General features: G+C 39.8%; 16 protein-coding genes and 1 pseudogene. 8 read left to right on the forward strand and 9 right to left on the reverse strand.

Annotated features, from left to right (window positions below):
* Nucleotides 1-32: 32 nt before the first annotated feature.
* Nucleotides 33-4,145: pseudogene (gene hrpA / locus HXT50_RS00970) on the reverse strand (ATP-dependent RNA helicase HrpA); the annotation flags it as partial.
* A gap of 18 nt (nt 4,146-4,163) precedes the next feature.
* Nucleotides 4,164-4,865 (reverse strand): class I SAM-dependent methyltransferase, encoded by a 702-nt coding sequence (locus tag HXT50_RS00975; protein WP_004107129.1) that lies wholly within the window; start codon nt 4,863-4,865, stop codon nt 4,164-4,166.
* A 264-nt stretch (nt 4,866-5,129) separates the two neighbouring features.
* Here HXT50_RS00975 and hflX point away from each other — a divergent pair, with 264 nt between their 5' ends.
* The 4 genes from hflX (at nt 5,130) to HXT50_RS00995 (ending at nt 9,758) form a co-directional block, all read left to right on the forward strand.
* On the forward strand, nt 5,130-6,584 hold the full coding sequence (gene hflX, locus HXT50_RS00980) for a GTPase HflX (RefSeq protein ID WP_050543387.1): 1,455 nt from the start codon (nt 5,130-5,132) through the stop codon (nt 6,582-6,584).
* A gap of 143 nt (nt 6,585-6,727) precedes the next feature.
* Nucleotides 6,728-7,690 (forward strand): L-lactate dehydrogenase, encoded by a 963-nt coding sequence (locus HXT50_RS00985; RefSeq protein WP_004107125.1) that lies wholly within the window; start codon nt 6,728-6,730, stop codon nt 7,688-7,690.
* 124 nt (nt 7,691-7,814) lie between these two features.
* Complete coding sequence (locus HXT50_RS00990) at nt 7,815-9,299, forward strand: sensor histidine kinase (protein ID WP_415686937.1); 1,485 nt, start codon at nt 7,815-7,817, stop codon at nt 9,297-9,299.
* A gap of 186 nt (nt 9,300-9,485) precedes the next feature.
* On the forward strand, nt 9,486-9,758 hold the full coding sequence (locus HXT50_RS00995) for a WhiB family transcriptional regulator (RefSeq protein ID WP_004107118.1): 273 nt from the start codon (nt 9,486-9,488) through the stop codon (nt 9,756-9,758).
* Nucleotides 9,759-9,765: 7 nt separating this feature from the next.
* Here HXT50_RS00995 and HXT50_RS01000 read toward each other — a convergent pair whose 3' ends face one another.
* The 3 genes from HXT50_RS01000 to HXT50_RS01010 form a co-directional block, all read right to left on the reverse strand.
* On the reverse strand, nt 9,766-11,589 hold the full coding sequence (locus HXT50_RS01000; protein WP_415688502.1) for an FtsK/SpoIIIE domain-containing protein: 1,824 nt from the start codon (nt 11,587-11,589) through the stop codon (nt 9,766-9,768).
* Nucleotides 11,590-11,824: 235 nt separating this feature from the next.
* Entirely contained in the window at nt 11,825-13,123 is a 1,299-nt protein-coding gene (locus tag HXT50_RS01005) for an LCP family protein (RefSeq protein WP_032842522.1), read from the reverse strand.
* Nucleotides 13,124-13,226: 103 nt separating this feature from the next.
* Nucleotides 13,227-14,660, reverse strand: coding sequence for an LCP family protein (locus tag HXT50_RS01010; RefSeq protein ID WP_064340731.1), 1,434 nt, complete (start codon nt 14,658-14,660; stop codon nt 13,227-13,229).
* 321 nt (nt 14,661-14,981) lie between these two features.
* Between HXT50_RS01010 and HXT50_RS01015 the strand changes: the two genes are divergently transcribed.
* Both HXT50_RS01015 and HXT50_RS01020 read left to right on the forward strand, forming a co-directional pair.
* Nucleotides 14,982-18,383, forward strand: coding sequence for a glycosyltransferase family 2 protein (locus HXT50_RS01015; RefSeq protein ID WP_421776914.1), 3,402 nt, complete (start codon nt 14,982-14,984; stop codon nt 18,381-18,383).
* The gene (locus HXT50_RS01020; protein WP_004119870.1) at nt 18,370-19,956 is read left to right on the forward strand and encodes a DUF5719 family protein; all 1,587 of its coding nucleotides are present in this window, start codon (nt 18,370-18,372) and stop codon (nt 19,954-19,956) included. Before HXT50_RS01015 ends, HXT50_RS01020 begins: the two co-directional genes overlap by 14 nt.
* 76 nt (nt 19,957-20,032) lie before the next feature.
* Here HXT50_RS01020 and HXT50_RS01025 read toward each other — a convergent pair whose 3' ends face one another.
* Nucleotides 20,033-20,461: a metallopeptidase family protein gene (locus tag HXT50_RS01025; RefSeq protein ID WP_004119868.1), complete on the reverse strand. Its 429-nt coding sequence runs from the start codon at nt 20,459-20,461 to the stop codon at nt 20,033-20,035.
* A 119-nt stretch (nt 20,462-20,580) separates the two neighbouring features.
* Between HXT50_RS01025 and HXT50_RS01030 the strand changes: the two genes are divergently transcribed.
* The gene (locus HXT50_RS01030; protein ID WP_004119866.1) at nt 20,581-21,402 is read left to right on the forward strand and encodes an HAD-IIB family hydrolase; all 822 of its coding nucleotides are present in this window, start codon (nt 20,581-20,583) and stop codon (nt 21,400-21,402) included.
* Between the two features lie 91 nt (nt 21,403-21,493).
* Nucleotides 21,494-22,387 carry a ComF family protein gene (locus tag HXT50_RS01035; protein ID WP_101885990.1) on the forward strand — a complete coding sequence of 298 codons (894 nt, stop codon included), beginning with the start codon at nt 21,494-21,496 and terminating at the stop codon, nt 22,385-22,387.
* Here the strand turns inward: HXT50_RS01035 and HXT50_RS01040 are convergent.
* The 3 genes from HXT50_RS01040 to glgB all read right to left on the reverse strand — a co-directional run bounded on the left by HXT50_RS01040 (nt 22,384) and on the right by glgB (nt 26,663).
* Complete coding sequence (locus HXT50_RS01040; RefSeq protein WP_116971455.1) at nt 22,384-23,559, reverse strand: sensor histidine kinase; 1,176 nt, start codon at nt 23,557-23,559, stop codon at nt 22,384-22,386. The two genes, HXT50_RS01035 and HXT50_RS01040, sit on opposite strands and share 4 nt — an antisense overlap.
* A gap of 61 nt (nt 23,560-23,620) precedes the next feature.
* Nucleotides 23,621-24,373, reverse strand: a complete 753-nt coding sequence (locus HXT50_RS01045) for a response regulator transcription factor (protein WP_410294536.1) — start codon at nt 24,371-24,373, stop codon at nt 23,621-23,623.
* 16 nt (nt 24,374-24,389) lie between these two features.
* Nucleotides 24,390-26,663, reverse strand: coding sequence for a 1,4-alpha-glucan branching protein GlgB (glgB, locus tag HXT50_RS01050; protein WP_421776915.1), 2,274 nt, complete (start codon nt 26,661-26,663; stop codon nt 24,390-24,392).
* Nucleotides 26,664-26,780: the final 117 nt, after the last annotated feature.

Consider the following 26,780-nt stretch of genomic DNA (forward strand, 5'->3'; position numbering starts at 1 on the left):
AGAAAAATATATGCATATATGCGAAACAGTTTTCACCTTCCGTCAATCATCTTTCGCATGCGTTGTATGCTAATCGGATATGCAGTTCCCAATTCTTGCGCCCAAAGAGACACATAGAATTCTTCGCACATCCAACGTAATTTCTCAGCGATCATTTGCGACTCGTCATGAGCGGGTCCCGCTGGGATTTTCTGAGTGTCTTCTTGAGTTTTTATTACAAGCTTATGTGCTTCATCTGCTTGCCAAGCCCAACGTACGTCACGGTTTTTATCTGCTTTAGCTTTAGTAAGACGAATCACGTCTGCATGCAAGTAGCGTTCAATACGAGGTAGAGAATCAGATGGAGTTTTGGCAATAAATCCTTCGTATACAAGACTTGCAGTGTGTTCTCGGATTGATTGCAACACTGAAAGCAACGGTAAATCAGCCTTGCCGGAAACAGCTTTACTTGATTCTGCTTGACGCTTCAATATTGCGATCACATCGTGTGCAACAGCATAAACAGTGTCTTCATATACTTCAGATACGTTTGCAACAGTTTCGCGTAATAAATTGTCGTCAGTAATATTATCCGTGTTCGCAATTAGTCGTTTTACTGCAGCCATTTGCAAGTCTTCTGCTAAAGCATTAGAAGTTGAATAAGGTGCAGCTGCGAGCATTAAAGCTTCAGAACCAAGCCAGCGAGAAGTAATACGCTTATTGTCTAAATGCAGCATATTCAATGCGCTTTGCCAAACCATTTGTGCGCGTGAAAGGTTTGTAGCACCAGATTTGTGTAATAAATCTGCTCGTTCAATTACATGACCAGCTTGTGCTGCTTTATTTGCTTTGATATTTACAACTTCTCGTGCAGATTCTTGTGCTTCTTTCGCAAAACGCTGTTGCAATGCAATTAATGATTTGTCTGTTCCAAGAAGAGTAGGTTTTACGTGATTAGAGTACTTGTTGCGACCTGCAAGTTTATTGCGACTTTCGTTAGCTTTTCTCTCTTCAACACTAAACGTCATGCGCAAGTATGGCGAAAGTCTGCTTATTTGCTCGTCATCGAAAACTTCAGGATGTATTTGCGCGCCAACTACACAAATTGCAGCTTTAGTGAAAACTTCTCTAAAATCTTGCCATTCGCTTTTTATATTGCTTTCTGTTTCTCCAGTCCCAGGAAGCTCGTCGTAATGTTCGTCAATCCAAGCGCGAATTTTTTGAGCAGTGTCAGGAGCTGGAACAAACTGTACTCGTAGAGCTTTAGGCAAAGATTTAATCATGCCAATAATAAGCTCATCAAGCAAACCTGGAACATTCCAAGTAAATTCTTCAGGAGTTAAACGCGAAAGTACGTAAAGCGGCACATGCACTGTTACGCCGTCCAAAGGATTAGCCGGATCATACACATAACTTAAACGCAACCTTATAATCTGACCGTCTGTACCAACTGTATTCCAATGGTCAGGATAATCAGCTAAATCAGTGCTTTGCGTAGTTTGTAAACGTTCAACTTCATCGGGATTAAAGTCTAACTTGTGCGGATCTTCTTCGCGGTTATCTTTCCACCATTTTGCAAGAGCTGCAATAGTAGTTGCTTCTTGAGGAATGTGAGTGTCGTAAAAAGTAAATAAATCTTCGTCGTTTACAGTTTCGCTTATTTGGCGAGTGCGATTTGCTTGATTATCTGCATCTTCAAGCACATTGTGATTATTTAAAATAAACTCATCGTGTGCAAAACGCTGTTGCACATCTGCCTCAACTAAGCCTTGACGAATCATAATCATTCGAGCTTCGTAAGGATTAACTCTAGCCCATTGAACTGTGCGATCTTGAACAATAGGCAATCCGTATAGTAATACCTTAGATTTTGCTACAGCAGCACCTTTAGAAGCGCTCCAATGAGCGTCTGAATACGTGATTCTAGTAAGATTTTTAGCAAGAGGCTCAGCCCAAGCAGGATCGATTTGTGCGCAATATCTTGCCCAAAGTCTAGATGTTTCAACTAATTGCGTACACATAACCCATGAAGGAGTTGTTTTAGAAACAGATGAAGCCGGGAATATTGCGAATCTTCCTCCGCGCGCGCCTTGATAGTCGTTTTTAGCCATTTTTTGAGCGCGTTTCATAGCGCGAATTTTTGCTGATCCATGCAAATTAGCAAAATCTGAAGCTTTCGGTTCACGCACTACTTGCATTCCCAACATAGAAAGTAATCCTGCAAGCATCGACGAGTGTATTCCTTGCGAATCCCAAGAGCAGCACAAGCTATGAGCAGCCTGCTGATTATTAGGAAGTTGACGAATTTCCAAAGATGGCCTTTTAGATGGAATAGGCTCGCCAACTTTATAATGTAATTCTTTACACAAGTCTTGAAGTTGATTAACTAAATCTTTCCACTGTTTTAAACGCAAAAAGTGGAAGAATTCCGCTTTGCAAAGTTTGCGAAGAGCATTATTGCTCATATTTCCGTCTGCTTGGAAAATATAATCCCAAATATTTAAAGCAGTTAAGAAATCGCTTGTTTCATCGGCATAACGATTATGAAGTTTATCTGCTTCTTCACGCTGTTCTTCAGGGCGCTCGCGAGGATCTTGCAAACTCAAAAACGCAACAATTACCAGCACAGCAGCAAGAGTATTCGGAGTGGTTTTACGAGCTGCTTCAACAATCATGCGTCCTAAACGAATGTCAATAGGCAATTTCGAAAGCTCGCGTCCAATATGAGTTAAAGTAATGAAACCTGATTTTCTGCTTATTGCGCCAAGCTCGTTAAGCTCATTAAAGCCGTCGCTTACTGCTTTCATATCAGGAGGGTCAATAAAACCGAAATTCGTAATATCTTCGCCAGTTTTAGCAACGCCTACTGAAAGCATGTGTAATACTACTGCTCCAAGCGAAGTGCGCAGAATCTCAGGATCGGTAAAACGAGGTCGAGTTTCGTAATCTTCGCGCGAGTAAAGTCTAATAGCAATTCCGTCCGCGATTCGTCCGCATCGTCCAGAACGCTGATCTGCGCTCGCTTGAGAAATCGGCTCTATAGGAAGCCTTTGCACTTTTGCAGACTTAGAATATCTGCTAATTCTCGCAAAACCAGGATCGACAACGTATCGAATCCCAGGAACAGTAAGCGAAGTTTCAGCAACGTTCGTAGCAATAACAATGCGTTGATGAGAGTGATGTTCAAATACGCGATGCTGATCTTTTGCAGAAAGACGCGCAAAAAGCGGCACTATTTCAATAGCATCCGCTCGTTTCATATCACTTGCTCGAGTGCCAAAATATGAGCGTAATCCTGCTTCAAACTCTCTAATATCGCGCTCGCCGGAAGCGAAAACCATAATGTCGCGCGCGCCTTGCTCGTGGCTTGAATGAATAACTAATTGAGCGCATGCGCGAGTTACTGCAGATGTCATATCTTCATCTGTAATATCGTCTCGATTGCTTTCGTTAGATTGGCTTTCTGCGACAGTTTCCTCATCCATTGTTATGTCTGCAAAGCCGGGGACATGTCGCATAAGTGAAGGCGCGGAGCCAAGCGGCTCATAAAGCACTCTCACAGGGTACGTGCGTCCAGAAACTTCAATAACAGGAACTTTTATGTGTAAAGCTTGTTCGAAATGTTCACGGAATTTTGCAGAATCTATTGTTGCCGAAGTAATAATCAGCTTCAAATCGCGTCTTTGCGGAAGTAAAGTTGTTAAATACCCTAGCAAAAAGTCAATGTTAAGACTGCGTTCGTGAGCTTCGTCAATAATAATCGTGTCGTATTTAGTAAGAAGAGGATCTCGCTGAATTTGCGCAAGTAAAATACCGTCAGTAACAATTCGAAGCTTCGTTTTAGGTGAACTTTCGTCGGTAAATCGCACTTGGTAGCCGATTTCTTCACCCAGTTTTACTTCCATTTCGCTTGCGATTCGCTCAGCAACAGTGCGTGCAGCTAAACGGCGAGGCTGAGTGTGTACGATTTGCTTACCTCTTCCGCCTCTTCCAAGCTCAAGCGCCATTTTTGGGATTTGCGTAGTTTTACCGGAGCCAGTCTGTCCGGAAACAATCACGACTTGTGAAGACTTAATTGCTTCTATTATTTCGTCGTGTGCTGCGCAAATAGGAAGCTCAACAGGGTAGTCGAATTTCATAGTGTATATTTCTTTTCGTAAATTTTTTACTTTTTTGGTACTTCTTTAGTGCTTACTTTTTAGTACTTCTATAATTCGGTATCCTTTAGAGCTTGCATATTTTTCAACGTTGTAGTTTTCGCCAAGATTTTCAGCAAGCCAAGGAATAAGTGAGTCTGAGCCAAGATTTTTTTGCACAACTAAGTAAGCTGCTCCTCCCACTTTTAAACGCGGAATCCAAGTCATCAAAATGTCGTGCAACATTTCTTTTCCAACGCGAATTGGTGGATTGGACCATATGAGATCAAAATTATTAAATTCCAAAGTATTATTTTCTTTTAAAGCGTCATCTACTAAAGAAGTGCGAATATGCTTTAAGCCAGCGTTTTTTGCGTTTAGTTCAGTAAGCTCTAGCGCTCGCTCATTTACATCTACAGCTACAATTTCAGCTTCTGGAGATTCTAAGCCCATTGCAATGCTTATAGGACCCCATCCGCATCCAATATCAAGGAATTTGCCATTTTCTGGTGGTTTTGGAGCATGTTTTAGTAGCACAGACGTGCCTAGATCAAGCTTAGAAGCACTGAATACTCCGTTTGAGACTTGTATAACAGTTTCATGATTTCTCAAAGTTACATGTAACGTTCTTCGCTCATCGCAAGATGATGGTGTTGCAGAAAAGTATTGTTCGCCACTGATTTTTTGCGTTTTTTCTGATTTTGGTGATTTGGTTTTATCGTATTGTTTAAATTGTTGATGACTTTCCATGATCTCGCTCAAAAATACCGTATTTCGCCTATAAATTTAAATTTATTAATATACTTTTTACTATTGTATCTTTATTTACATATCATACATATAGGTTGTGTTCATATATTGTCGTCTCAAGTCACCATAATAAGACAAACGTTGTAAAACGCTATTTACAATGAAATAGAGGAGGGACAGTTGGTGGATAGTAATGTGGTATCCGGGCGAGATGATGTGCTTAATTCAAACGATCTTTCCTCCCTCGAAAATGATTCTAATAATATGAATGAGCATAATCTCACCAATAATGCAGTGCTTTATGCTCATTCGGATGTGCTTCTAGACACTACTTCTGACAGTGAAAAGCATGATGAAGCTTGGCAGGAGCGTGAGTCTCGTAATGCTTTAAAGCGTGTAGCTGGTCTTGGTGAATTACAAGATGTTACCGAGGTTGAGTATAGAAAGCTTCGTCTTGAGCGCGTTGTGCTAGTAGGAGTGTGGTCTAGTGCAAAAGGAACTCTTGCTCAAGCTGAAGAATCGTTGCGTGAGCTTGCAGCGTTGGCACAGACTGCTGGTGCTGTTGTTTGTGATGGCATGTTGCAACAAAGATATAGGCCAGATGCTGCAACTTATGTTGGTTCAGGTAAAGCGCGTGAGCTTGCAGCAGTAGTTGCTCAACATGATGCAGATACGATTATTGTTGATGATGATTTACCACCTAGCCAGCGTAGAGCTTTAGAAGATGCAACCAAAGTTAAGGTTGTCGATCGCACTGCTGTTATTTTGGATATTTTTGCTCAGCACGCTACAAGCCGTGAAGGTAAAGCTCAAGTTGAGCTTGCTCAATTGCAATATATGCTACCTAGGTTAAGAGGCTGGGGTGCTGCTCTTTCTAGGCAGGCTGGTGGTAGAGCTGCAGGAGATGCTGGTATTGGTTCTAGAGGTCCTGGCGAAACTAAAATCGAAATGGATCGTCGAGCTATTCGAAATCGTATTTCTAAACTTCGCCACGATATTGCAAATATGGCACCTGCGCGCGATGTAAAACGCGGTTCTCGTAGACGACAAGATATTCCAACTGTAGCTGTTGTTGGATATACGAATGCTGGCAAGTCGTCTATTATAAATCGTCTTACTGGTTCACAAGAATTAGTAGAAAATGCACTGTTTGCAACTCTTGATACTGCAGTACGTCGTTCTCAAACTCAAGATGGTAGAAGCTATACTTTGGTAGATACTGTTGGTTTTGTTCGCAGACTTCCAACTCAATTAGTTGAAGCATTTAAATCCACTTTGGAAGAAGTTGGACAAGCAGACGTTATTTTGCACGTAGTTGACGGTTCGCATCCAGATCCTATTTCGCAAATTAATGCAGTAAACGAAGTTCTCGCTAATATTTCTGGTGTAGAAGATATACCTCAAATTATGGCATTGAATAAATCAGACATGATGAGTGATGCTGCGCGAGAACGTTTTTCTTCTCTTTATCCTGATGCTGTTATTGTTTCTGCATTCAGTGGCGAAAATTTACAAATATTGCGCAATCGTTTAGAAGAATTGTTACCGTCTCCTCGTGTTCGTGTAGATGTAACTTTGCCGTACGAGTTTGGTGGATTATTATCAAAAGTTCGTGAAAATGGTGTAGTTGAAAAGGCAGAATATGTAGATTCTGGGGTTGAACTTATTGCTTGGGTCGGACCATCGTTAGCTGCAAAACTTATGAAAGTAGCATTGTAATAATAAATTCCGGTGGTGCGATTAGAGTAAAGGTGTTCATACCAAAAGCTCTTAATGTGAGAGCAGCCCTTAGTAATGCATAAATCGTGGTATTTTGTGTGCTTATAAGGGTGTGATAGGTTGTTGAAAAGAGGTTTTTGCTCATGGTGAGTTCGCAGGTTAAGCCAACTAAGCTTGCAATTATTGGTGCCGGCGCAGTCGGATCTACTCTCGCTTTCGCTGCTGCTCAGCGTGGTGTTGCGCGTGAGATTGTGCTTGAAGATATTGCTAAGGAACGTGTTGAAGCTGAAGTTTTGGATATGCAGCATGGTTCTAGCTTCTATCCTGCAGTTTCTATTGCCGGTTCTGACGATGTGGAAATTTGCCGTGATGCTGACATGGTCGTGATTACTGCTGGTGCTCGCCAGAAGCCAGGTCAGACTCGTTTGGAGCTTGCAGGAGCCACTATCAACATCATGAAGTCAATCATTCCGAACGTTGTGAAGGTTGCTCCTAACGCAATTTACATGTTGATTACTAATCCTGTTGATGTTGTTACGCACGTTTCTATGAAGCTTTCTGGTCTTCCAGCAAACCAAATGTTTGGTTCTGGTACCAACCTTGATTCCGCTCGTCTTCGTTTCTTGATCGCTCAGCACACGGGCGTTAATGTTAAGAACGTTCACGCATACATTGCTGGCGAACACGGTGACTCTGAAGTTCCTCTGTGGGCTTCTGCAACCATTGGTGGTGTTCCAATGTGCGATTGGAACGCTCTTCCAGGTCATGAGCCACTTGATGCTGCTAAGCGCGAAGAAATCCATCAGGAAGTTGTTAACGCTGCTTACAAGATTATCAACGGTAAGGGTGCAACAAACTACGCTATTGCTATGTCTGGTGTAGATATTGTTGAGGCTGTTCTTCGCGACACTAACCGCATTCTTCCAGTGTCTTCTTTGCTCGATGACTTCCACGGCATTTCTGATGTGTGCATGTCTGTGCCAACATTGCTTAATCGCAATGGTGTAAACTCTCGTCTAAACACTCCAGTTTCTGATCGTGAGTTGGCTGCTTTGAAGCGTTCTGCTGAAACTTTGCGCGAAACTGCTGCTAAGTTTGGCTTCTAGTTTTAAAGAATAATTTATAAATTATTAAACCGCTTCTTCTCTTAATTGAGGAGGAGCGGTTTTCTTGTTCAAAACAACAACATGCCTCACAGAATTTTCTGTGAGTTCGATATATTATTACATTATGGCTGATTTTTCTAACATTCTTGCTACTCGTCCTGATTTTAATGACAGTGATCGTGAGTGGCTTCATCATTTGGTGGCCGATTGGCAGGTTATTGCAGATTTGAGTTTTGCAGATTTGCTGCTGATTATTCAAAATGGTGACGGTGATTATGTTGTTGCTGAACAATGTCGTCCTTCAACAGCTATTACTTTGCGTACTGATGATTTGTTAGGCAAAAAATTAGATGATTCTTTAGTGCCTGAGCTTAATGAGGCGATGAAATCTGAGACAAGTTTCCACTCTTCAACCTTACGTTCTATTGGTAGAGCTACTGTATGCTACGTTTACGCTCCAGTTCGTCATAGGGGTAAAACTCTCGGATTGGTTATGCGTGAAACTAATTTGGCAACGCGTGAATCTAACGGTCGTTATGAAACCGAAAGTATTAATGCTGGTAAAACTTTATTTGACATGATTCCTCGTGAACAATTCCCATATCATGAATCTGTACTAAATCAGCGACATAATGCTCGAGTATCCGATGGTTTTATTGTGCTAGAAGACGATGGAATAGTTCGTTATGCTTCCCCTAATGCCATTAGTTGTTTCCGCAGACTCGGTGGATTAAACACTATGCAAGGTGAATATTTAAGCGAATTTGGTACTAGGTTGTTGCATACAAACGACAATGTTCCTGAAAGTTTACCTCTTGTATTAACTGGAAAAGCTGATGTGGATTGCGAACTTGAAGCGAACCATTCTATAGTTTCCATGCGCTCCTTGCCTCTGTGGGGTCCAAATAATCGTGTTGGAGCCGTAGTGTTATGTCGTGATGTTACTGAAGTTTTGCGACGTGAACAAGAATTGCGTACTAAGAATGCCACTATTTCTGAAATACATCATCGCGTAAAAAACAATTTACAGGCTGTTTCTGCTCTTTTGCGTTTGCAAGCTCGTAAAACAAAATCTATTGAAGTTAGAAAAGAACTTGAGGAAGCTCAACGTCGTGTGCAGACTATAGCACTAGTTCATGAAGGCTTGAGTCAAACTGCTGACGAAATTGTTGATTTTGACAAAGTTATTTCGAGTTTGTTGAAGATGTCAATTGAGTTGGCATCTCAGAATCAAAATATCGATATTGATTTTGTTGGAAAATTTGGCAGATTAGCAGCTCAGGATGCTACACCATTATCTCTTGTTTTAACTGAGTTAGTGACGAATGCAGTTGAACATGGTTTTGAAGGTCGTGAAAAAGGTCATATTCGTATTGCAGTTGGTAGGGGCGGAGACAATCTTAATATTGTCGTTGAAGATGATGGAGATGGTATAGATAGCGAGTCTTCTCATGGAATGGCTAAACCATCTGGCTCTGGCCTTGGAACGCAGATCATAAACACATTTGTCACTAACGATTTTGGTGGTACAGTTCGTTGGTCTCCTCGAAGAGAAGGCGGAACTAGGGTAGTGTTAGACATTAAATTGCGCGTATCTGGTATTGAGTAGCTTTAGTAAAAATTGTTTTCCAACGTGCATTAAATGTTATACATTTAGTGTAAAAAGTATAGGAACAATTAAAATTGCTAATAAAGATGCAAAATACCTTGAAAAAACTTTCTTTTCATGATTTCCTTACATTCAGGGGAACTTCTAAAGCTCACCGTTGTAGGTAAGAAATGAGGATAATAATTCATGAGCAACTCGTTTGATTGGCGCACAACAGCAGCATGTAGTGACAAAGATCCTGAACTGTTCTTTCCTCTTGGCAGTGCTGGTACAGCAGTTCAACAGCTTGAAGAAGCAAAAGCAGTATGTCGCTCATGTGATGTTGCAACAGAGTGCTTAAAATGCGCATTAGAAACTAACCAAGATTACGGTGTGTGGGGAGGATTAAGCGAGGATGAGCGTAGAACTCTAAAGCGTAGAGCAATGCGCGCACGTAAAAGTCAAGATGCGTCACTATGAATAAATTTTATTCTAGGTGCACTATTTGAGTTAAACTTGCTGATCCTGGAGTGATTAAAACACATCGTCCTGGAAGTTGATAGTCTTCAATATCAAAACTTTTAGATAAAGCAGAAGGTATTCCAAGCATTGTATCTGTGCCAATATCTCCTGTTGGGAATATTATCCTCACTGGTGCTTGCTCAGGTAAACGTAAGTAGCGAGAAGTGCTAGTGCTCATAATAACTGGGCATTGTTTACTATTTAATCTTTTTTGAAAAGCAATAGCAGTTTGTCTCGTATTTAGCGGATCAAGCAATTCATCCGCATCGTCAATAATGATTGGCGTATTTTCGTTGTAAATGTTATTAATGTTTTGTTCGTATAGTGATTTTCCTGAATATATTGGCAGGTTTAAAGTTTTAGAAATTATTTTTAATATTGTTGTTTTGCCTTGTTTTCTACTTCCAATAACAGCGATATTTCCAAGGTGAATTGGTAATAGAGCAGGATATAAGTGTATGGTATCGTCTTGCAAACCAATAATAATATGCTTCGTATGAAATTCTTGAGTACGTAAACTTTGAGATATTTTTTGCTCCGAATTTTTGTATTTGTAATTATTTGAATACTCTGCAAGTTGTTTTGATGAAAGAATCGACGGCAATGGTTTGCTAAATAATTCTGGAGAATGATCATGATGGCAGAATCTACCAGCTAACTGTATTGCTCGTACTAAATGTGCAGGATTGCTGCTTTGAGCACATCGCAAGGCAGCTACTCCTTCTCCAATATTGTAATATGCGGCTCCTGGTGTATTTGGGCTTATTCTAGCTGCATGCGCTGTTCCTAATAATTCTTGCGATTGCATTCCGTCTCTAACTCTCAAGCAAATATTAATAGAAATATTAGCTTTCATATCTGCGCTTACTTGTACGAGTGGATTTTGAGTTCCAGCAATAATATGCATTCCCAAAGATCTGCCTACTGATGCAATTCGTATAAGACGAGGCATGTAGTCGGGAAGTTGATCTTTTAAAGCATGAAATTCGTCAATAACAATAAGCAATGAAGGCTCAGCTGGAGTTACTTGTGCAATATTATTACACCCATGATGAGCTACTAGTCTTTCTCGTCTATCTAGTTCTAGTTCGAGACCTTTTAGAGCGCGTATTGCGTGTTTAAGATTTAAATCTCCTACGTTTCCCATAGCATGTGGGAGTTTAGATAGTATGTCAAAAGTTGCTCCTCCTTTAAAATCCATAAAAACAAACCGTAGCTGCTGTGGGCCGTATTGAAAAGCCAAAGCTAAACACCAAGTCGTAAGAAGTACTGATTTACCAGAACCAGTTGTTCCAGCAACTAAAGCATGTGGTCCATTGTTAATTAAATCTAAATAGCAGTATCCATTATTGCTTATTCCAAGTGGAGCTATAAGGTGTTTAGTTTTTGAATTAGGTAAGTAGTTATAAATATTTGTATTTAGATTTTCCTTCATACTATTAGATTGGTTTTTTGTGTCGTATGTTCCTGCATTTTTTAACCATGTTTGCAATACTTCTTTCCAGTGATGTTGCGTATTAGAAATTGCATTTCTTCTCATAAGTAATGTTTCTAAACTTACTGGTGTAATAGTATCTGGCAAACTTTCTATAGTTTGTTGATTATAAGTTAAGTTATTTGACGATTGCGTAGTGTTTAATAATTGAATTTGCTGATTTTGTTGAACACTTTGAATAGAATTTTTCTCAGATATGTATTGAAAAATTTGTGGAATAAGACTTGCTATGTACATCATAATGCTTGGAATAATCATGGTTAGCATCATCCAATTATTTTGCATCCATGCCATTATAGCCAATGCTATGTGAGCGAATATGGGAACTATACTCGCTGCCATCTGTACATGCATAAGTACTTTAGTTGTAGACATTCCTGTATTAGATTTGTTACTCATAAATGTATGAGACAATATTTTTGATTTTTGTGCAATACTTATGCAAGATTGTGGTTAAAAGATATGAGTTTAGTGCTTTCTAAGTTATGGTATCTAATTGAAGTGTTGCTTATACAACAATACTTCGAAATTATTGTTGCTCCGCAAGAGTTCCAACTGATCCAGGTTTATGAGTGCCTGATGCAAGTTGGTTGAATAAATCTAAGTTTTTAGCATCATCGAGAAGCACAGATGAACCAACTCCTGGAACTTGATAGTCAGGATTCGTCCAATATACTGTTCCAGATATGCCTGACGGTCCAGTTGCTTCTTTGAATGCTTGAGCCATTTCCCATAATGTTCCTGGATTGGTTTTCTCGTCAAAAATAACTGAAGCAAGTCCCGTTTCAGCAAGCTTTTTTACTTTTCCAAAATTCAATAATGTATTGTGATCTAAAGCTTTTTTCATAATAGCTGCAATAACCATTCGTTGACGTGCAGCTCGTCCAAAATCAGATTCTGGATCTGCGTATCGCATTCGCGAAAATGCTAACGCTGTATTCCCATCAACGTGATGGCATCCAGAAGTCCAATTTAACCCGCTAAACTTATCGCTTACGGTACGGTTGTAGCATAAATCAATGCCGTCTATAGCGTTAACAACATTAGTAAGACCGCCAAAACGTATTTCTGCAACATGGTCAATGCGATGACCTGTAATTTTTTCTATTGCTGCTGTTAATGCTTTATTTCCAGCTGCTTGCGCAACGCTATTAATTTTTACTTGTTCGCCATTTAAAGAAACAAGAGAATCTCGAGGAATAGAAATTAGAGAGCTGTGACCATTGCTCGGCTTTGTCAATACAAGAATAGTATCTGTTCTAAATCCTGTTATCTCTTTAGCTTCTTCGCCTTCTCTTTGATCAGAACCAAGAATAAGCCATGCTTTGCCTTGAGTGCTAGGAGTATTAGTAAGCCAAGTAGTGCGGTTAATTCTTGAGTCAACCCAGTTCCATGAATATACCCCAAAACCAGTTACACCTACTGCCAGAACAACAAAAAATGCAATAAATGCATGTAAAATTCTGTGCGGTTTGTGCGGTAGTATTTTTGCTGCACTTCCAACTGCTTTATTTATAGTTGTTGGAATACGCATTTGTGAAATAGAACTTGTGCGCGGTGCTGGTCTTGGTTGCAATTGCGATGTGTAAGAAACAGGTCTAGAAGAACATTGTTCTGGACTTTTTAAGATTCTTGTTCTTTGAGTTGTAGGCGCAAAAGACGGCGCTTGTGATGGAAGCGCATTAGACTCTATTTTGCCTCTTTTTACGCGTTTTGGAGTGAAACTAGGAGGCACGTTTGAGTTAGATGAATCGTTATTATGAGAAGGAGTGAAGATAGGTGGGTTTATATTATCTTCAGAAGGGTCCTCATACAATCTCGAATTCATTCATCCTCCAAAATAAGCATGTATCTTCAATGACTATGAATATATAATATATAAATTTTATGCTCGTACATTAATATTCATAGATTACATCTTGCTTAATTGTTTACTTTTTTCTAGGCACAGCGCAAAGTACATTGTTTGCATACTTGTCTGCAAAGCCAACGTATTGTCCTGTTTGTGGATCGTGAATAGTTCCATTTTCAGGATTTACAATTCCTCCAGTATTTGGATCAATAAGTTGTCCTTGAGAATTTTTTATTAATCCTGTTTTTGGATCAACATGTCCCATCTTCTTTGGATTTGTAGTTTTATTAAGTTTGTCGTTTTCGCTTATATTGCTATTGTCATCCGTATCTTCATTGTCTTGATCGTTCGTATCCTTAGGCGAATTATTGGCATTCTTTTTGTTAGTGCCGTTAGTTTTATGATTTAGCGATAGCGGTTTATTTTCACGCATTAAATCCCAAATATTGTCTGCTTCGTCAGACCATACAACACGATTTGGATCATAAGGATCTGGAATAACAGGAGTAGTACGAGCATAAATATGTGAAGAATCTAATTTACGCATGCTTAATGCCAAACCGACCAAAGTGGTAGGATTGGCCAAGCCTTCACTTATATTTAATGCTCCCAACGATGCTTTTGCAAGCTGGTAAAGCTCACTTGTCTGAGTAAATAAGTTTTTAGACAGTGCTTGATGTAAAAGCTGTTTAATCAAGTATTGCTGTCTTGTTGTTCGCATTATGTCAGAGCCATCGCTTGCTGTATCGTGGCGCATTCTAGCGTATTGAGTAGCAAGTCGACCATTAAGATGCTGCATTCCTTGTTTGAAATTTACACCCGTATAGGCATCGCGAGTTGCTGTTGGGATGCATACGGATACTCCACCAACTGCATCAATCATATTGCTTAATCCACTGAAATCAGCGACTATAAAATGATGGATATTTAAACCAGTAAGTGAATTAACAGCTTTTAACGAGCATGATGCTGCTGAGGCTAAATCTCCGCCTTGTGCATATCCTAAGGCGAAAATTGAATTAAACATCACATGTTTTCTTGCAGGAATATGTCCTTTTGTAGTGTCGCATGCTGGTGCGTTTACCATAGAATCTCGTGGAATAGAAACGATATTCATGTATGATCTATCTGCGCTAATTTGAACTACCATAGTAGTATCTGACTGATGATCACCAGTTTCACCGTCGTGTGTGAAGCTTTGATTGTTCCCATCTCGAGAATCTTGACCTAAAACAAGAAAAGTTACTGGTTTGCCTGCGTTAATATCAAGTGTCTGATTAGCTTCTGGATCTTTAGATATGACGTTTACAACTCTGTTACTTACAGCAGAAGAAAAATCTAACCACACTGCAGCTATGATTGTTGAAAAGAATGTAAGTACTGAAATAACAAGCATACACAGTATCTTGCGCGTGCGGTTAATCATTCTATAACCAAGACTATGATGAGGAGTTGAATTCCAATCTTCGCCTGGTTGGTACCGCATGCCTTCATGATACCGTGAAGTTGTCATCGTACCTTCTTTCTCAATAATGAGGAACCTTTTAGGTTGTGGCAATATCATTTCTTTTGCCATCGAATAAATCAATATTCAATGGACACATATAACGCGCCATTATAGTACATGGCAATGAGATTTATGACACCTGGTTGTGTTGAATATTATTTGATCTTTTAATGAAAATTTTAATAAGTTTAAGCAAATATTCTAATTAAATTTATATGGAATGCACTGGTTAATATGAACAAAAATATTAATAAAATATGTATAAATTTATTTAGAATTACGACTTGTGTTTTGGTGGATACATACCCCCTGCGTAAACTGGTAAGTATGGATTCGATAACCGCTCATAATCTTACATTTGAAGACGAAGTTTTACAGGTGCTGTCATCTGCGAAAGATGCGCATCCTCATGATGTGGATTCGTCCATTATGGCAATGATGTGTGTGGAGCGAGATACTCGTTTTTATGCTGATACGTTACATGCAGTACTAAGTCAATCAATTCTTCCTGGAACTTTGGTAATAGTCGATTGTGCTAGTCGAGTAAAGCAGACTATGCAAACGAATTTACAAATAAAAATTAATTCATCTATGCTTGCGGGAGCAATTAATACTAGAAAATCATTATTGCAGAATGCTAATAATATCGATTCCAATAATACAATTGATAGCGATTCAAAATATAGACCAAATACTAATCGCGTAAATAATGCTCGCGTAAACAATAGTGAAAATAAATCTGTACGCATAATTATTATTCCCATTTCTTATGCTCATTCTTTTGGAGATGCAATAGAAAAATCTTTGCGCAAGATTTTGCCTTGTGCAGGAGTTTCTGCATTATGGCTTTTGCATGATGATTCTCGTCCTGCAGACTTCCATTGCTTAGAATATTTGCGTGAAACTTGGCGCAATACTCCGACTGCATCAGTATTGGGAGCTAAACAAGTTGATTGGCAAGGAAATATCTTGCACAACGTTGGAATGTATGCTTGGCGTCACGATGTTCATACTCTTACTGTTGACGGCGAGCCAGATCAAGAACAGTATGATGGGCGTGGAGATGTGTATGCAGTATCGCTAGCAGGTGCTTTAGTCACATTAACTGCATGGCAGACTTTACGCGGTACGCAACCATGGATGACAACTTTTGGCGAATCAAGAGATTTTTGTCGTAGAGTATGTCTATCTGGAGGTCGTGTTGTTGTAGTTCCTTCAGCTCGTATTGCACACAGGCGTGCAAGGTTAGAAGGTATCCGTACTCGTAACGGTGATGCTAGAAATCATAATAATTCAGGATCTAAATATGGTGTAGCAGCTTCTCTCGTAGCTAAGCAGCGTTACAAATACACTGATATTAGTATTTTTTTGTGGCCTCTTATATGGATTCTTAGTTTGCCTGCTTGTTTCGTTGGCGCTTTGCATTCGCTGTTTGCTAAACATCCTTATATAGCGTGGATCCGTCTGCTTTTGCCATGGCTTGCTATTATGCAATTACCTAGAGCAGTTTTTGCTCGCAGAAGGATTGCAAGGAATACTCGTGTTCCATTAAAGCGACTTGTTCCTCTTATCGCAGATCGTCATCAAGTTGCACGTTGGCGTGATCGTAGTTCTGCTTTCCAAGCTCAACAGCATTTCGTGCTGTTAAGTCCTCTAGCGAAACGGCATTTGCATATTCGAGTGTTGCGTAGGTGGAGTGCTGTTATTCTTGCGTCTCTTCTTCTTTTTGCAGTCATATTGAATTTATATGGCTCTCCATGGCGTGAAATTTTAAGTGGCGCTTCTTGGAATGCGCAGCAATGGTTACCAACGGGTGCAGATTTCAATCAACTATGGAATTCTGCTATTGGTGCATGGGTTCCTGATGATGGTTTTGGACCTGCAATTCCTCCAGCACCATGGCTAAGTATTTGGGCAATCGCATCAACTGTGGTTGGCGCTAACCCGTTATTGGCTGTCACATTAATGTTCTTCTTAGCTGCTCCAGCTATGTGTTTAAGTTTTTGGGCTCTTGCTGGCGTATTTACGCGCTCGGATACTGTACGTGTATGCGCTGGTATTTGCTGGACTATGATTGCTATTGCTTTTGGTTTGTTTGCACGCGGTGATTTGCCAATGTTAATGACTATGGCATTTTTGCCTGCAGCATTTGCTTTTGCGTTCCATGCTGTTGGAATGTACGTAACAGAAGATCCTGTGCGTCCTGTTAAATCCACTCAATGTGCAGCATGCGCAGCATTATGCTTTATGGTTCCAGTAGCTGCAGAACCGCAGCTTGTTTTGCCTCTTATTGTTATTTTTATTGCAGCGTTTATTATGGTACGCTCTCATCGTATTATGTTTGCGCTTATGCCTATACCATCGATAATTGTTCTGCTTCCTACAATAGGAAGTGCTATTAGATATGGCGGATCTGGAATGTGGCGTCAATTGTTCTCTAGTATGGCTTTGCCATTGAGAAGTGTGCAAGGTGCTCCACGCGTAAGCGATTACGCTGATGTTTTGTTGCACGCTTTTAATATGGCTTCTCCTAATGTTGAAATTAATATGCCATTGATGAGCTTAAGAACAATAATAATGGTAATTTTTGCAATTCTAGCTGTTGTTATGGCTGTTACGTCATTAACTTTGCCTTTTGCTTTGCGAGTTTCTCGAATGATGTGGGTTGTGATTATTTCCGGAATGCTGTTATCTCTTATTGCTGCTCGTGTTGTAGTTGCATCCGATATTTCGGGACCTGTTGCTGCAAGCGTTTTGCCTGGAGTCGCATTATCTACTGTCGGCATTTTATCTTGTATGTGCATGGTTGCCGGTCAAGCTGTTCGACGCTTTGAGCCACTACGTACTTCGAAGGAATCTGAGTCCCAAATTTTTGATAACTATAAAACTCGTGCAAGTAGACGTGCTGCAATGCGTCGTTCTGCGGCACAATTGTTGCAGCACATAATTCGCGTAGCACGCGCTGTTCTTGCAAGTGGCATGTTGACTATGGCGGTTCTTTTGGGTCTTTTTGCTGTATTGAGCGGACCTGCTACATCTATTTGTGCAAATAACAATGAGCTCCCTATGGTTGTTTCTGATTATTTGCGAAAAGACGATACTCGGCGAATACTTGCTTTAAGAGCTCAAAGTATCCATGATTTGTCAATCTCTATTATGCGAACATCTAAGGGAGATGCAATAGACGAATCTCCAGCACTTCGTGTTAGACAAGTAATGTTTGGTGATTCATCAAGTAATAAAGCAATATATCGCGCCTCAGCACAATTGTTATCTCATGCAGATAATGGCGCAATTTCAACGTTAAAGCAACTTGGAATTGGCGGTATTTATATTGTTAATAGTTCAGAAAATAAGCAGGTTTCCCATAAAACTTCTATGTCAATACAACAATTGTTACATCCTTCTGTGCAAACTGTAAGTAATGTTAACAAAGAAGCTACTGAACAATTAATTGCACACGTTAACGCTTCTGACGGTACACAATTAGTTGTTTCATCACCGCAAGGAACTTATTGCAGATTTGATGGTGTGCCTGATTCTAAGTCGTTGTCTTCTACATCTCCGTATTATCGATCTAGGCCTCTTGCGTGGAGAGTTCCTTGGATTATTGTTTCTTCTATGGTATTACTGCTGTACTGTATTGTTGCCGTGCCTCGATTTGGCAGACATGCAATGATAGAACGTTCAGATGACAGGCATGAGGAGGAATTAGATGAACTGGCATAAAAATCCTCATGAGGGCTCTAAGCATGGTGAAGTAAATGCAGATGTAGATATTAATCGCAAGAACAAAATAGTCAGTATTGTCTCACTTGCTATTTTTAGTGCAATAATACTTATTGCTTCTGCATGTGTTGTTGCATTATGCTTACCAATGCCTCACTTTGTAGATAATCCTAATACTCCATCTAGTGGCGTTATAAGTAGTGTTGGTTCTACTCGTTTGCAAACTATTTGTCCTATTCGATTGTCTCTTCCAGATTTGACTCAATATGGTGATAGCGAATATAACGAATCAGAAGGCGATTTACAATCTTCTGCTCGTTATGGTGCTTTTGGAGATGTGTATAGTTCTAGCTTGCGTAACATACGAGATAACAATGATCAATCTATTACGTTGAATTCAAAATCAACTGATGATGATACGTCAGCTTTTATTGCTAACAATAATGTAAATCATGACGCTCAAGTTCTAGAAGGACATTTGTCACGAGTTGGATCTGGCACTGGAATATCTGCTTCCATGGTTTCATGGGCTACTAAAGGTGACGTAAAAGGTTTATCTGCAACTACCTGTTCCATGCCGTCTATGAAACAGACATTCCTAGTTCCAGAATCTGCTGATGGAATTTCTATTCGTTTAGAAGCATTTAATGCTGCTTCAAAATCTACTGTTGTTCGTGTTAAAGCTTGGTCTGCAGAACATGGCAACAATCAGTTAAATCTTTCTACAGGAAGTGCTTTTACTGTTCCTGCTCGTTCTCACGCATATTTTGATCTTGCTGCTGCTTCTCCTAAGACTTCTGGATTATACGTGCAAGTTGAAAGCGAGCAGACACCTATAGCATCATTTGTAAAAGTCGTTCATATGAGTGGCTTATCTGTAAAAGGTGTAGATATTGTTCATGAATTAAGCACTCAATCTAACACAAATATTCTTTCAGGTATTAGTGAAGGCGATCAATCTAAGTTATATGTATGGCCAAATAAAGATGGTAATGTAACACTTTCATGGATGAATGATACAGGTTCTAAAGAAGTAAAGAATTTGACGTTAAAAGCACACCATTTGCAAGTTGTCGATCTTGGAAAAGTTCCAGAGCATGTTAATGCTTTGAGCGTAAGTGGAGATGTTCCTACTCAAGTAATGATGTCTATTACTAAAGATGGCAAAGATAATCAGTCAGATGTAGCTTTTATTACACCATCTAACGTGCAAGGTAGTGGCGCAATTGTTTCACCTGTTTCTGCTAATGAAACAGCTCTATACCTTTCTTCTTCAAGCGATAAAGATACTTCTGTGCGTTTGCAAGGATTTGATTTAAATGGTGTATTAGCTGCTACAAAAAACGTAACGATTCCTGCGAATGCATCTTTAAGAATTCCTGTTTCAGACATTTCGCACGATGTAGTTATGTTTATTGCGAAATCGCATAGCAAAGTTTCTTTGTCTGCCCGTATTCATAAAGATGAAATCGATAAGGCTGGTATAGCAGGTATTTCTTGGCTTTCTGCGCAATCTTTGGAGCCGCAAGAAATGAAGGTATACGTTAAAACTGACAATCATATTGTGCAATAATACGAATAAAAATATTGCTATAAGCGACTATAAATTAATTAAAATACTTGATAATTTTAATTAATTTAAAAATTGTTTACAAACCCCAATCTGGATCAATTTCTTCTGGTCTGCGACCGTATAGTTCTGCTAAGCGTTGCACAAGCTCATCTCTGATAGCATATTGAAGTTCACTTCTGCTGCTTACATGAGTGCATAGCGGAAGCCTATACAATACAATTCTAGATTGCATACCACGGCTAGCTGGAAACGCTTGTGAAAGTATTCTGCGGTTTTGTTCCCATAACAGTGGTTGTGAAGGTGGCACATCTTCTACTGCAAATTGAACGTCTTTAGTTAATGCTCTCCAAGCACTGTTAAGACGTCTAATTTGAGCCGCTACCATAGCATCGAACATTCCGCTAGCGGTTCTATATTGTGGCAGGCGAGTACCAAATATTGGTGCCCTAAGACCTCTACCATGCCTATTTCTATAGTGACGTTCTTCCCAAATTAGACCTGTCATGCTTCCACTTTACGAGAAGGCTAGGGCAATAATATGTAAATAATTAATATGCGGTGTGTGAAATACGCTCACACTATAGAATACTGTATATATGGTTTTAAAAGTCAGGAGGATTTGTAATGCTCAAACCAATAGTGCATGATTGGAATGAGTTTAATCTTGACTTGAGCATTGCTGAATCGTCTCTTATTGCTTTTGATTTAGATAACACACTGGCATGTTCTAAAAAACCTATGCTTAAATCGATGGCTGAATCATTAAGTAAGCTGATTGATATAATTCCTGTTGCTGTAATAACAGGTGGCTGCTTAGAGTTAGTTAAGAAGCAAATTTTAGATATGCTAACTACTGGCACTAATCTTAAAAATATTCACATAATGCCCACTAATGGAACTAGTTATTATCGTGTGAATAATGACATGTCATTGCAATGTGTTTATGAGCATAGTATCGATTTTAAGCAAGCGCAATGCGTTATTGATGCAATACACAAGTGTGCAAAAAATATGGGCGTTTGGAAAGAACCCGGCGATCCAATGCTGTGGGGAGAACAGATAGAGAACCGCGGTAGTCAAATTACTTTTTCGGCACTAGGACAACTAGCTCCTATTGAATATAAAAAAACTTGGGATCCTAGCGGTTGTTTGAAAGCTCAACTTGCACAAAGCATTTCTCAAGCTTTACCTAATTTTGCTGTACGCGCTGGAGGAGATACTAGCATCGATATATACAGGCGCGGTGACGATAAAGCTCAAGCTTTGCGAATGCTATCTCAATATTGTGATTTTAATATTGAAAAAATTACTTTTATTGGCGATCGTATGTATCCTGGAGGAAACGATTATCCTACTGCCTTTACAGGAGCGTTAGTTGTTAAAGTAAGTAATCCTTCGGATACCTTAGAGCTTTGTAATAAGGTACTTAATATTTTAGAAATATAGAATTTTATTAATTTTTCATTTTAAAATACCTTTTATCCACAATAACATTTTTTATTTGCATAGTTAATAAGCGATCGCATATGCTGTCATTATGGTTGGGAGACGCAAGGTTATAAACCACCAAAACAAAAAGAAGTATAGAAGCGTGACATCTCATGGGGGATTAGCATGTCACGCATCTGTACCTTGTGGTGTATGTGAAAACAAGGATGTTGATTCTGTAAATTGGCGTTTTGCTACTTGGAAGAATGTAGCGATTGCTTTATTTAATTTATTTTTGCCTCGCGCATGTGCAGGCTGTGATACTCCAGACTATATATTGTGTGACAACTGCAAGAAAGCGTTGCAATGCTGGAAACGTGCACCATTTACCAGAACAGTATGTGGATATCGCTACGCGTGTGGTTCGTATTCTACGGTTGTTCGCCGCTCAATATTATTGTGGAAGGATCATTTCGATATTGCATGTGACAAAATATTTGGTGAACTTATTGGCGATTTAGTAGTAGAAGTTATATCTAAATTTTTGCGCTCGCATTCTTGTTATATAAGTGAAAATCCTATATTTGTTATACCAGTTCCGTCATCTAAGTATTCATCAAGACATCGTGGGCGTAAACATATGTTGCCTGTTGCAAATTGTGTTGCTAAACGATTGTGTAATAGTGGCATTAGGGCATACGTTTTAGATATTGTAAGTATGAATGCTAGAATTACTGCGAAATCAGTGCAAACTTCCGGTTTTCGTGGAAGGTCTAACAGAATTTCTAAAGCGTTTAGCATCGATTTCAAAGAATTGAGAAAGCAAAAGTCTGAAAATCAACGCGAGTACAAAGCTATTGTATTGGATGATATTGTAACTACTGGCTCAACTATGAATAGCTGCGTTTCAACTCTACAGAGTAGTGGAATTACTGTTTTGGCATGCTTTTCTTTAGCGTGTGTATGCAATAAGGATGATCGTACAGCAGATTACGAATGTTAGTTTACTATTGTATTGCTATAGTTTAGCGGAAGCGTAATCTCAAAGTTTGGACCACGCTTATCGTCTACTACTTTTACAGTTCCATGGTGCAATTGTGCAGCCCAACGAGCAATTGACAATCCTAATCCTGTTCCTCCTGATTCTGTGCCAATTCGCTGATTTCCTTTAACAAATCTTCTGAAAATATCGGCGCGATCTTCTTGAGGAATTTGTTCTCCAAAATTCACAACATTACATATTACAGAGTTTTGGTTGTGATTAATATGAGCACTTATAAGGACACGAGTTCCATCATCTGAATGTTTTAGAGCGTTGGAAATAATATTAGTAAAAAGTTGCGAAAGGCGAGCTTGATCTCCTGTTAATTCAATCTCATCATTAATTTGAACTTCAATATTATGATTATGACCTGAATCAGCTATTTCTAGTGGCTCAATAATTTCGTCAATAAAGTCTGTGAAATTAAATGAAGTTATATTAAGGCTTTCCGCACCTGCTTCAACTCTAGATAAATCAAGAAGGAAAGTAATAAGATCAGCGAGTCTATGAGTTTGGTTTAATATAGCTTCCATATTAGATGGAGTAGGATCAACAACTCCGTCTGCAAGATTTTCAAGCATTGCTTGTAAAGCAGAAACAGGAGTGCGTAATTCGTGACTTACGTTTGCTATAAGCTCTCTACGCATCTGATCTGCATGTTCAAGTTCTTCTGCCATTTCATTAAATGCAAGAGTTAATTTACCTACTTCGTCACGACGATTTTCTACAGCAACTCGTACAGAGTAGTCGCCATCAGCCATGGCTTCTGCAGCATTTTTCATTTGACGAAGTGGTGCTGTAAGTCCTCTAGAAAAAATGTATGTAATTCCTAGAGCAACAATAAGCGTTAATGGCATTGCAATCCAGCCATTTAGACCAGTTTTAAGTAAAAACCATGCCATTACAAAAGCAATTGCTGTTGCAAAAACAATAATTGCCGAAAGTTCAATTTTTAGAGATGAAAAAAATCCGACAGGTCGATTTGGATAATTATGCTTTACAGAAGAATTCGTAAATCGAGTTTTTGACTTATTTCTAAGTTGAGGATTTGAGTTTTTATTTAATAAATTACGTTGCTTAGTATTTTTATATTGTTCAGAATTAGCAGTATTTATTTTATTTTCTAATACCATTTACGAATTTTCCGAAGCTAAAGTGTTGTAACTATTTACTACTTATGAAAGTTATAACTATTTATGAAACTTGTGATTGCAGAACTTTGTCGTAATCACTAATAGGTGGCTCGAATGCGTATCCTATTCCGTGTACAGTACGAATCCATTCCGATCCAATTTTATGCCTCAAAGACTTAATGTGCGAGTCCACTGTGCGAGTTCCAGAGGCATCTGGCCAATCCCACACCTCTTCAAGTAACTCTTCACGCTTAAATACGGTATGAGGATGACGAGCTAGAGTAGCGAGCAAGTCAAACTCAGTTGGTGTAAAATGTACCTCTTTGTCGTTTAAAGTTACAAGTCTTTGACGGGGTCTAATAATAAGTGACCCAAAATTAATTGTGCGTTCATGTTCCATTGTCTTTGCTATTTGCGATGCGCGTTCTACGCGTCTCAGCAATGCTGCGCAACGAGCAATTAACTCACGTGGCGAAAATGGTTTAGTCATGTAATCATCTGCGCCTGCGCTTAAGCCAACAATTTTATCGGCTTCTGCGTCGCGTGCTGTTAACATGAGGATAGGGACAGGCATTTTGGAGATAATTCGTCGAGTTGCTTCAATCCCATCCATAATAGGAAGCATAATATCCATAATTATGAGATCAGGTTTTAGTTGTTCGGCAGCTCTAACAGCAGACGCCCCATCTGCAGCGACTCTTGCTCTCCAGCCTTGTGCAGTAATGCGTTGTGCAATTGCTGTAGCAAGATCTGGCTCATCCTCAACAACGAGAATTGTACGAGCATTTACGCTAGCTGATGGAGCGTTTAGCATATTTTAAAAAGACCTTTCAGTGTTGTACTGGCTTCAAGAATACCGCACCTAACGCTGGAACAGTGATTCTTGCAGAGTATGGTCGAGAATGATACTCTTCAGCAGTAGCAGTGAATGTGCCGTTGTGAATATTAGATCCGCAATACTTTGCATCATCAGTTGTGAGTATCTCTTCCCACTGTCCGCCTTTTGGTAACGCAACCTGATAGTCTTGCCAAGCTTGACCTGAGAAGTTTACTACTACAACGATTTCTTCTCCGTCGTCGCCAATACGCATGTAGCTTAAAGTATTGTGATCGGAATCGTCGCTTGTAAGCCACTGGAAACCATCAGGAGTAAAGTCTTGACTCCAGAATGCACGAGAGCTCTTATACAGAGTATTCAAATCTGCAACAAGCTTTTGCACACCTTGATGGAACGGCCATTGCAGCTCATTCCAGTTAAGCGAAGTATTGAAATTCCATTCGCTGGACTGTCCGATTTCTCCACCCATGAACAGAAGGTTCTTGCCTGGATGAGACCACTGGTATGCAAGCAATGCTCGCAATCCTGCGAACTGTTGCCATTCGTCTCCTGGCATCTTTCCAAGTAACGAACCCTTACCGTACACAACTTCATCGTGGCTTAATGGCAACACATAATGCTCAGAGTATGCATAAACCATTGAGAATGTAATTTCGTTATGATGCCAACGACGATTAATTGGTTCCTCTTTAAGGTATTGCAAAGTGTCGTGCATCCAGCCCATATTCCACTTCAAGCCGAATCCTAAGCCACCCATATCGGTCGGTGCAGTTACGCCTTGGTAAGCAGTGGATTCCTCAGCAATCATCATGATGCCAGGATTATTCTTGTATGCAGTTGCGTTTGCTTCCTTAATGAAGTCAATTGCTTCAAGATTTTCGCGTCCGCCGTAGATGTTTGGTCTCCACTGTCCTGCTTCACGGCTGTAATCCAAGTAAAGCATTGAAGAAACTGCGTCAACGCGCAACGCGTCAACATGGTATTCGTCAAGCCAGAAGCAAGCATTAGCAACCAAGAAGTTACGAACTTCATGACGACCAAAGTTGAAGATGTAAGTACCCCAATCGGGATGCTCACCTCGCATAGGATCAGGATCCTCATACAATGCTGTGCCATCAAAACGACCGAGTGCAAAGTCATCCTTAGGGAAGTGAGCTGGAACCCAATCCATAATGACGCCAATACCTGCTTTATGGAGTTTATCTATCAAGTACTTAAAGTCATCAGGGGAGCCAAGGCGAGAATCGACTGCATAATAACCTGTTACCTGATATCCCCAAGACCCAGAGAATGGATATTGCGTCAGCGGCATGAACTCGACGTGAGTAAAGCCTTCTCTTTGCACATAATCAACTAAATGATCAGCAAGTTCGCGATAATTACCCAGATCGCGATTCCAGCTGTTAGCTTGCACTTCGTAAATGCTTATTGGACCGTTGTGAGCGTCTGTTTTTGCGCGCTTATTCATCCAATCGGTATCGTGCCACTTAAACTCAGAATCAACAACAACAGATCCTGTGTTTGGTGGAACTTCATGAGAGCGCTCCATCGGATCGGCTTTCATAATCCAATTACCAGATTGCGTAAGAATTTCGTACTTATATACTTCGCCCGCTGTAACTCCTGGAATAAAAAGTTCCCAAATGCCAGAAGAGCCGAGCGAGCGCATAGCGTGGCGACGACCATTCCAGTAATTAAAGTTACCAACTACGCGTACTGCACGAGCATTTGGTGCCCACACTGAGAAAGCAGTACCAGTAACTTTCTTTACCATCTTTCCAGTTTCAGGAGATATAAGCCCCCATGAATCTGTTATTGTTTTGACATGTGCGCCTAATGCTTCCCAAAGACGTTCATGACGACCTTCTCCAAATAAGTACATGTCAAGTTCGCCAACTTGAGGCAAATAACGATAAGGATCGTCATCTGTGGATTCAGAACCGTCTATTTCCACAGTGTAAACGCGATAACTAGGAACAGACCAAGACTTTGTTTTTGTGTGCTTTACTGCAGGAATAACAGCTGCAAAGATGCCGTTATATTCGTGTTTAGCTTCGTATTCACCGTTCTTAGTAAGAATAACAACTTTCTTTGCCATAGGACGCAATACGCGGACGGTTACAGTGTCGGCACCTTTGCCAGTTCCAAGGTGACCTCCGAGAACCTCATGTGGATTGTAATATTCTGCATTGCTCACCGCAGCTAATACGTCCTGTCGGACTGGGACTGCGACTGCATCTTCATTGATGTTAGTAACTGTACTCATGCTGACTATCATACATGCTTTATTGCTGTAAGTCGCGTGTGTTTCGCGCTATTGTGAAAAAAATATGAAAATTTTTTCAAGTCGTGACCTTATGGGAAACTGTTATGAGTTTTTCTG

This window comes from Gardnerella sp. KA00243, from assembly GCF_049244105.1.
In the GTDB taxonomy this organism is placed as follows: Bacteria; Actinomycetota; Actinomycetes; order Actinomycetales; family Bifidobacteriaceae; genus Bifidobacterium; species Bifidobacterium leopoldii.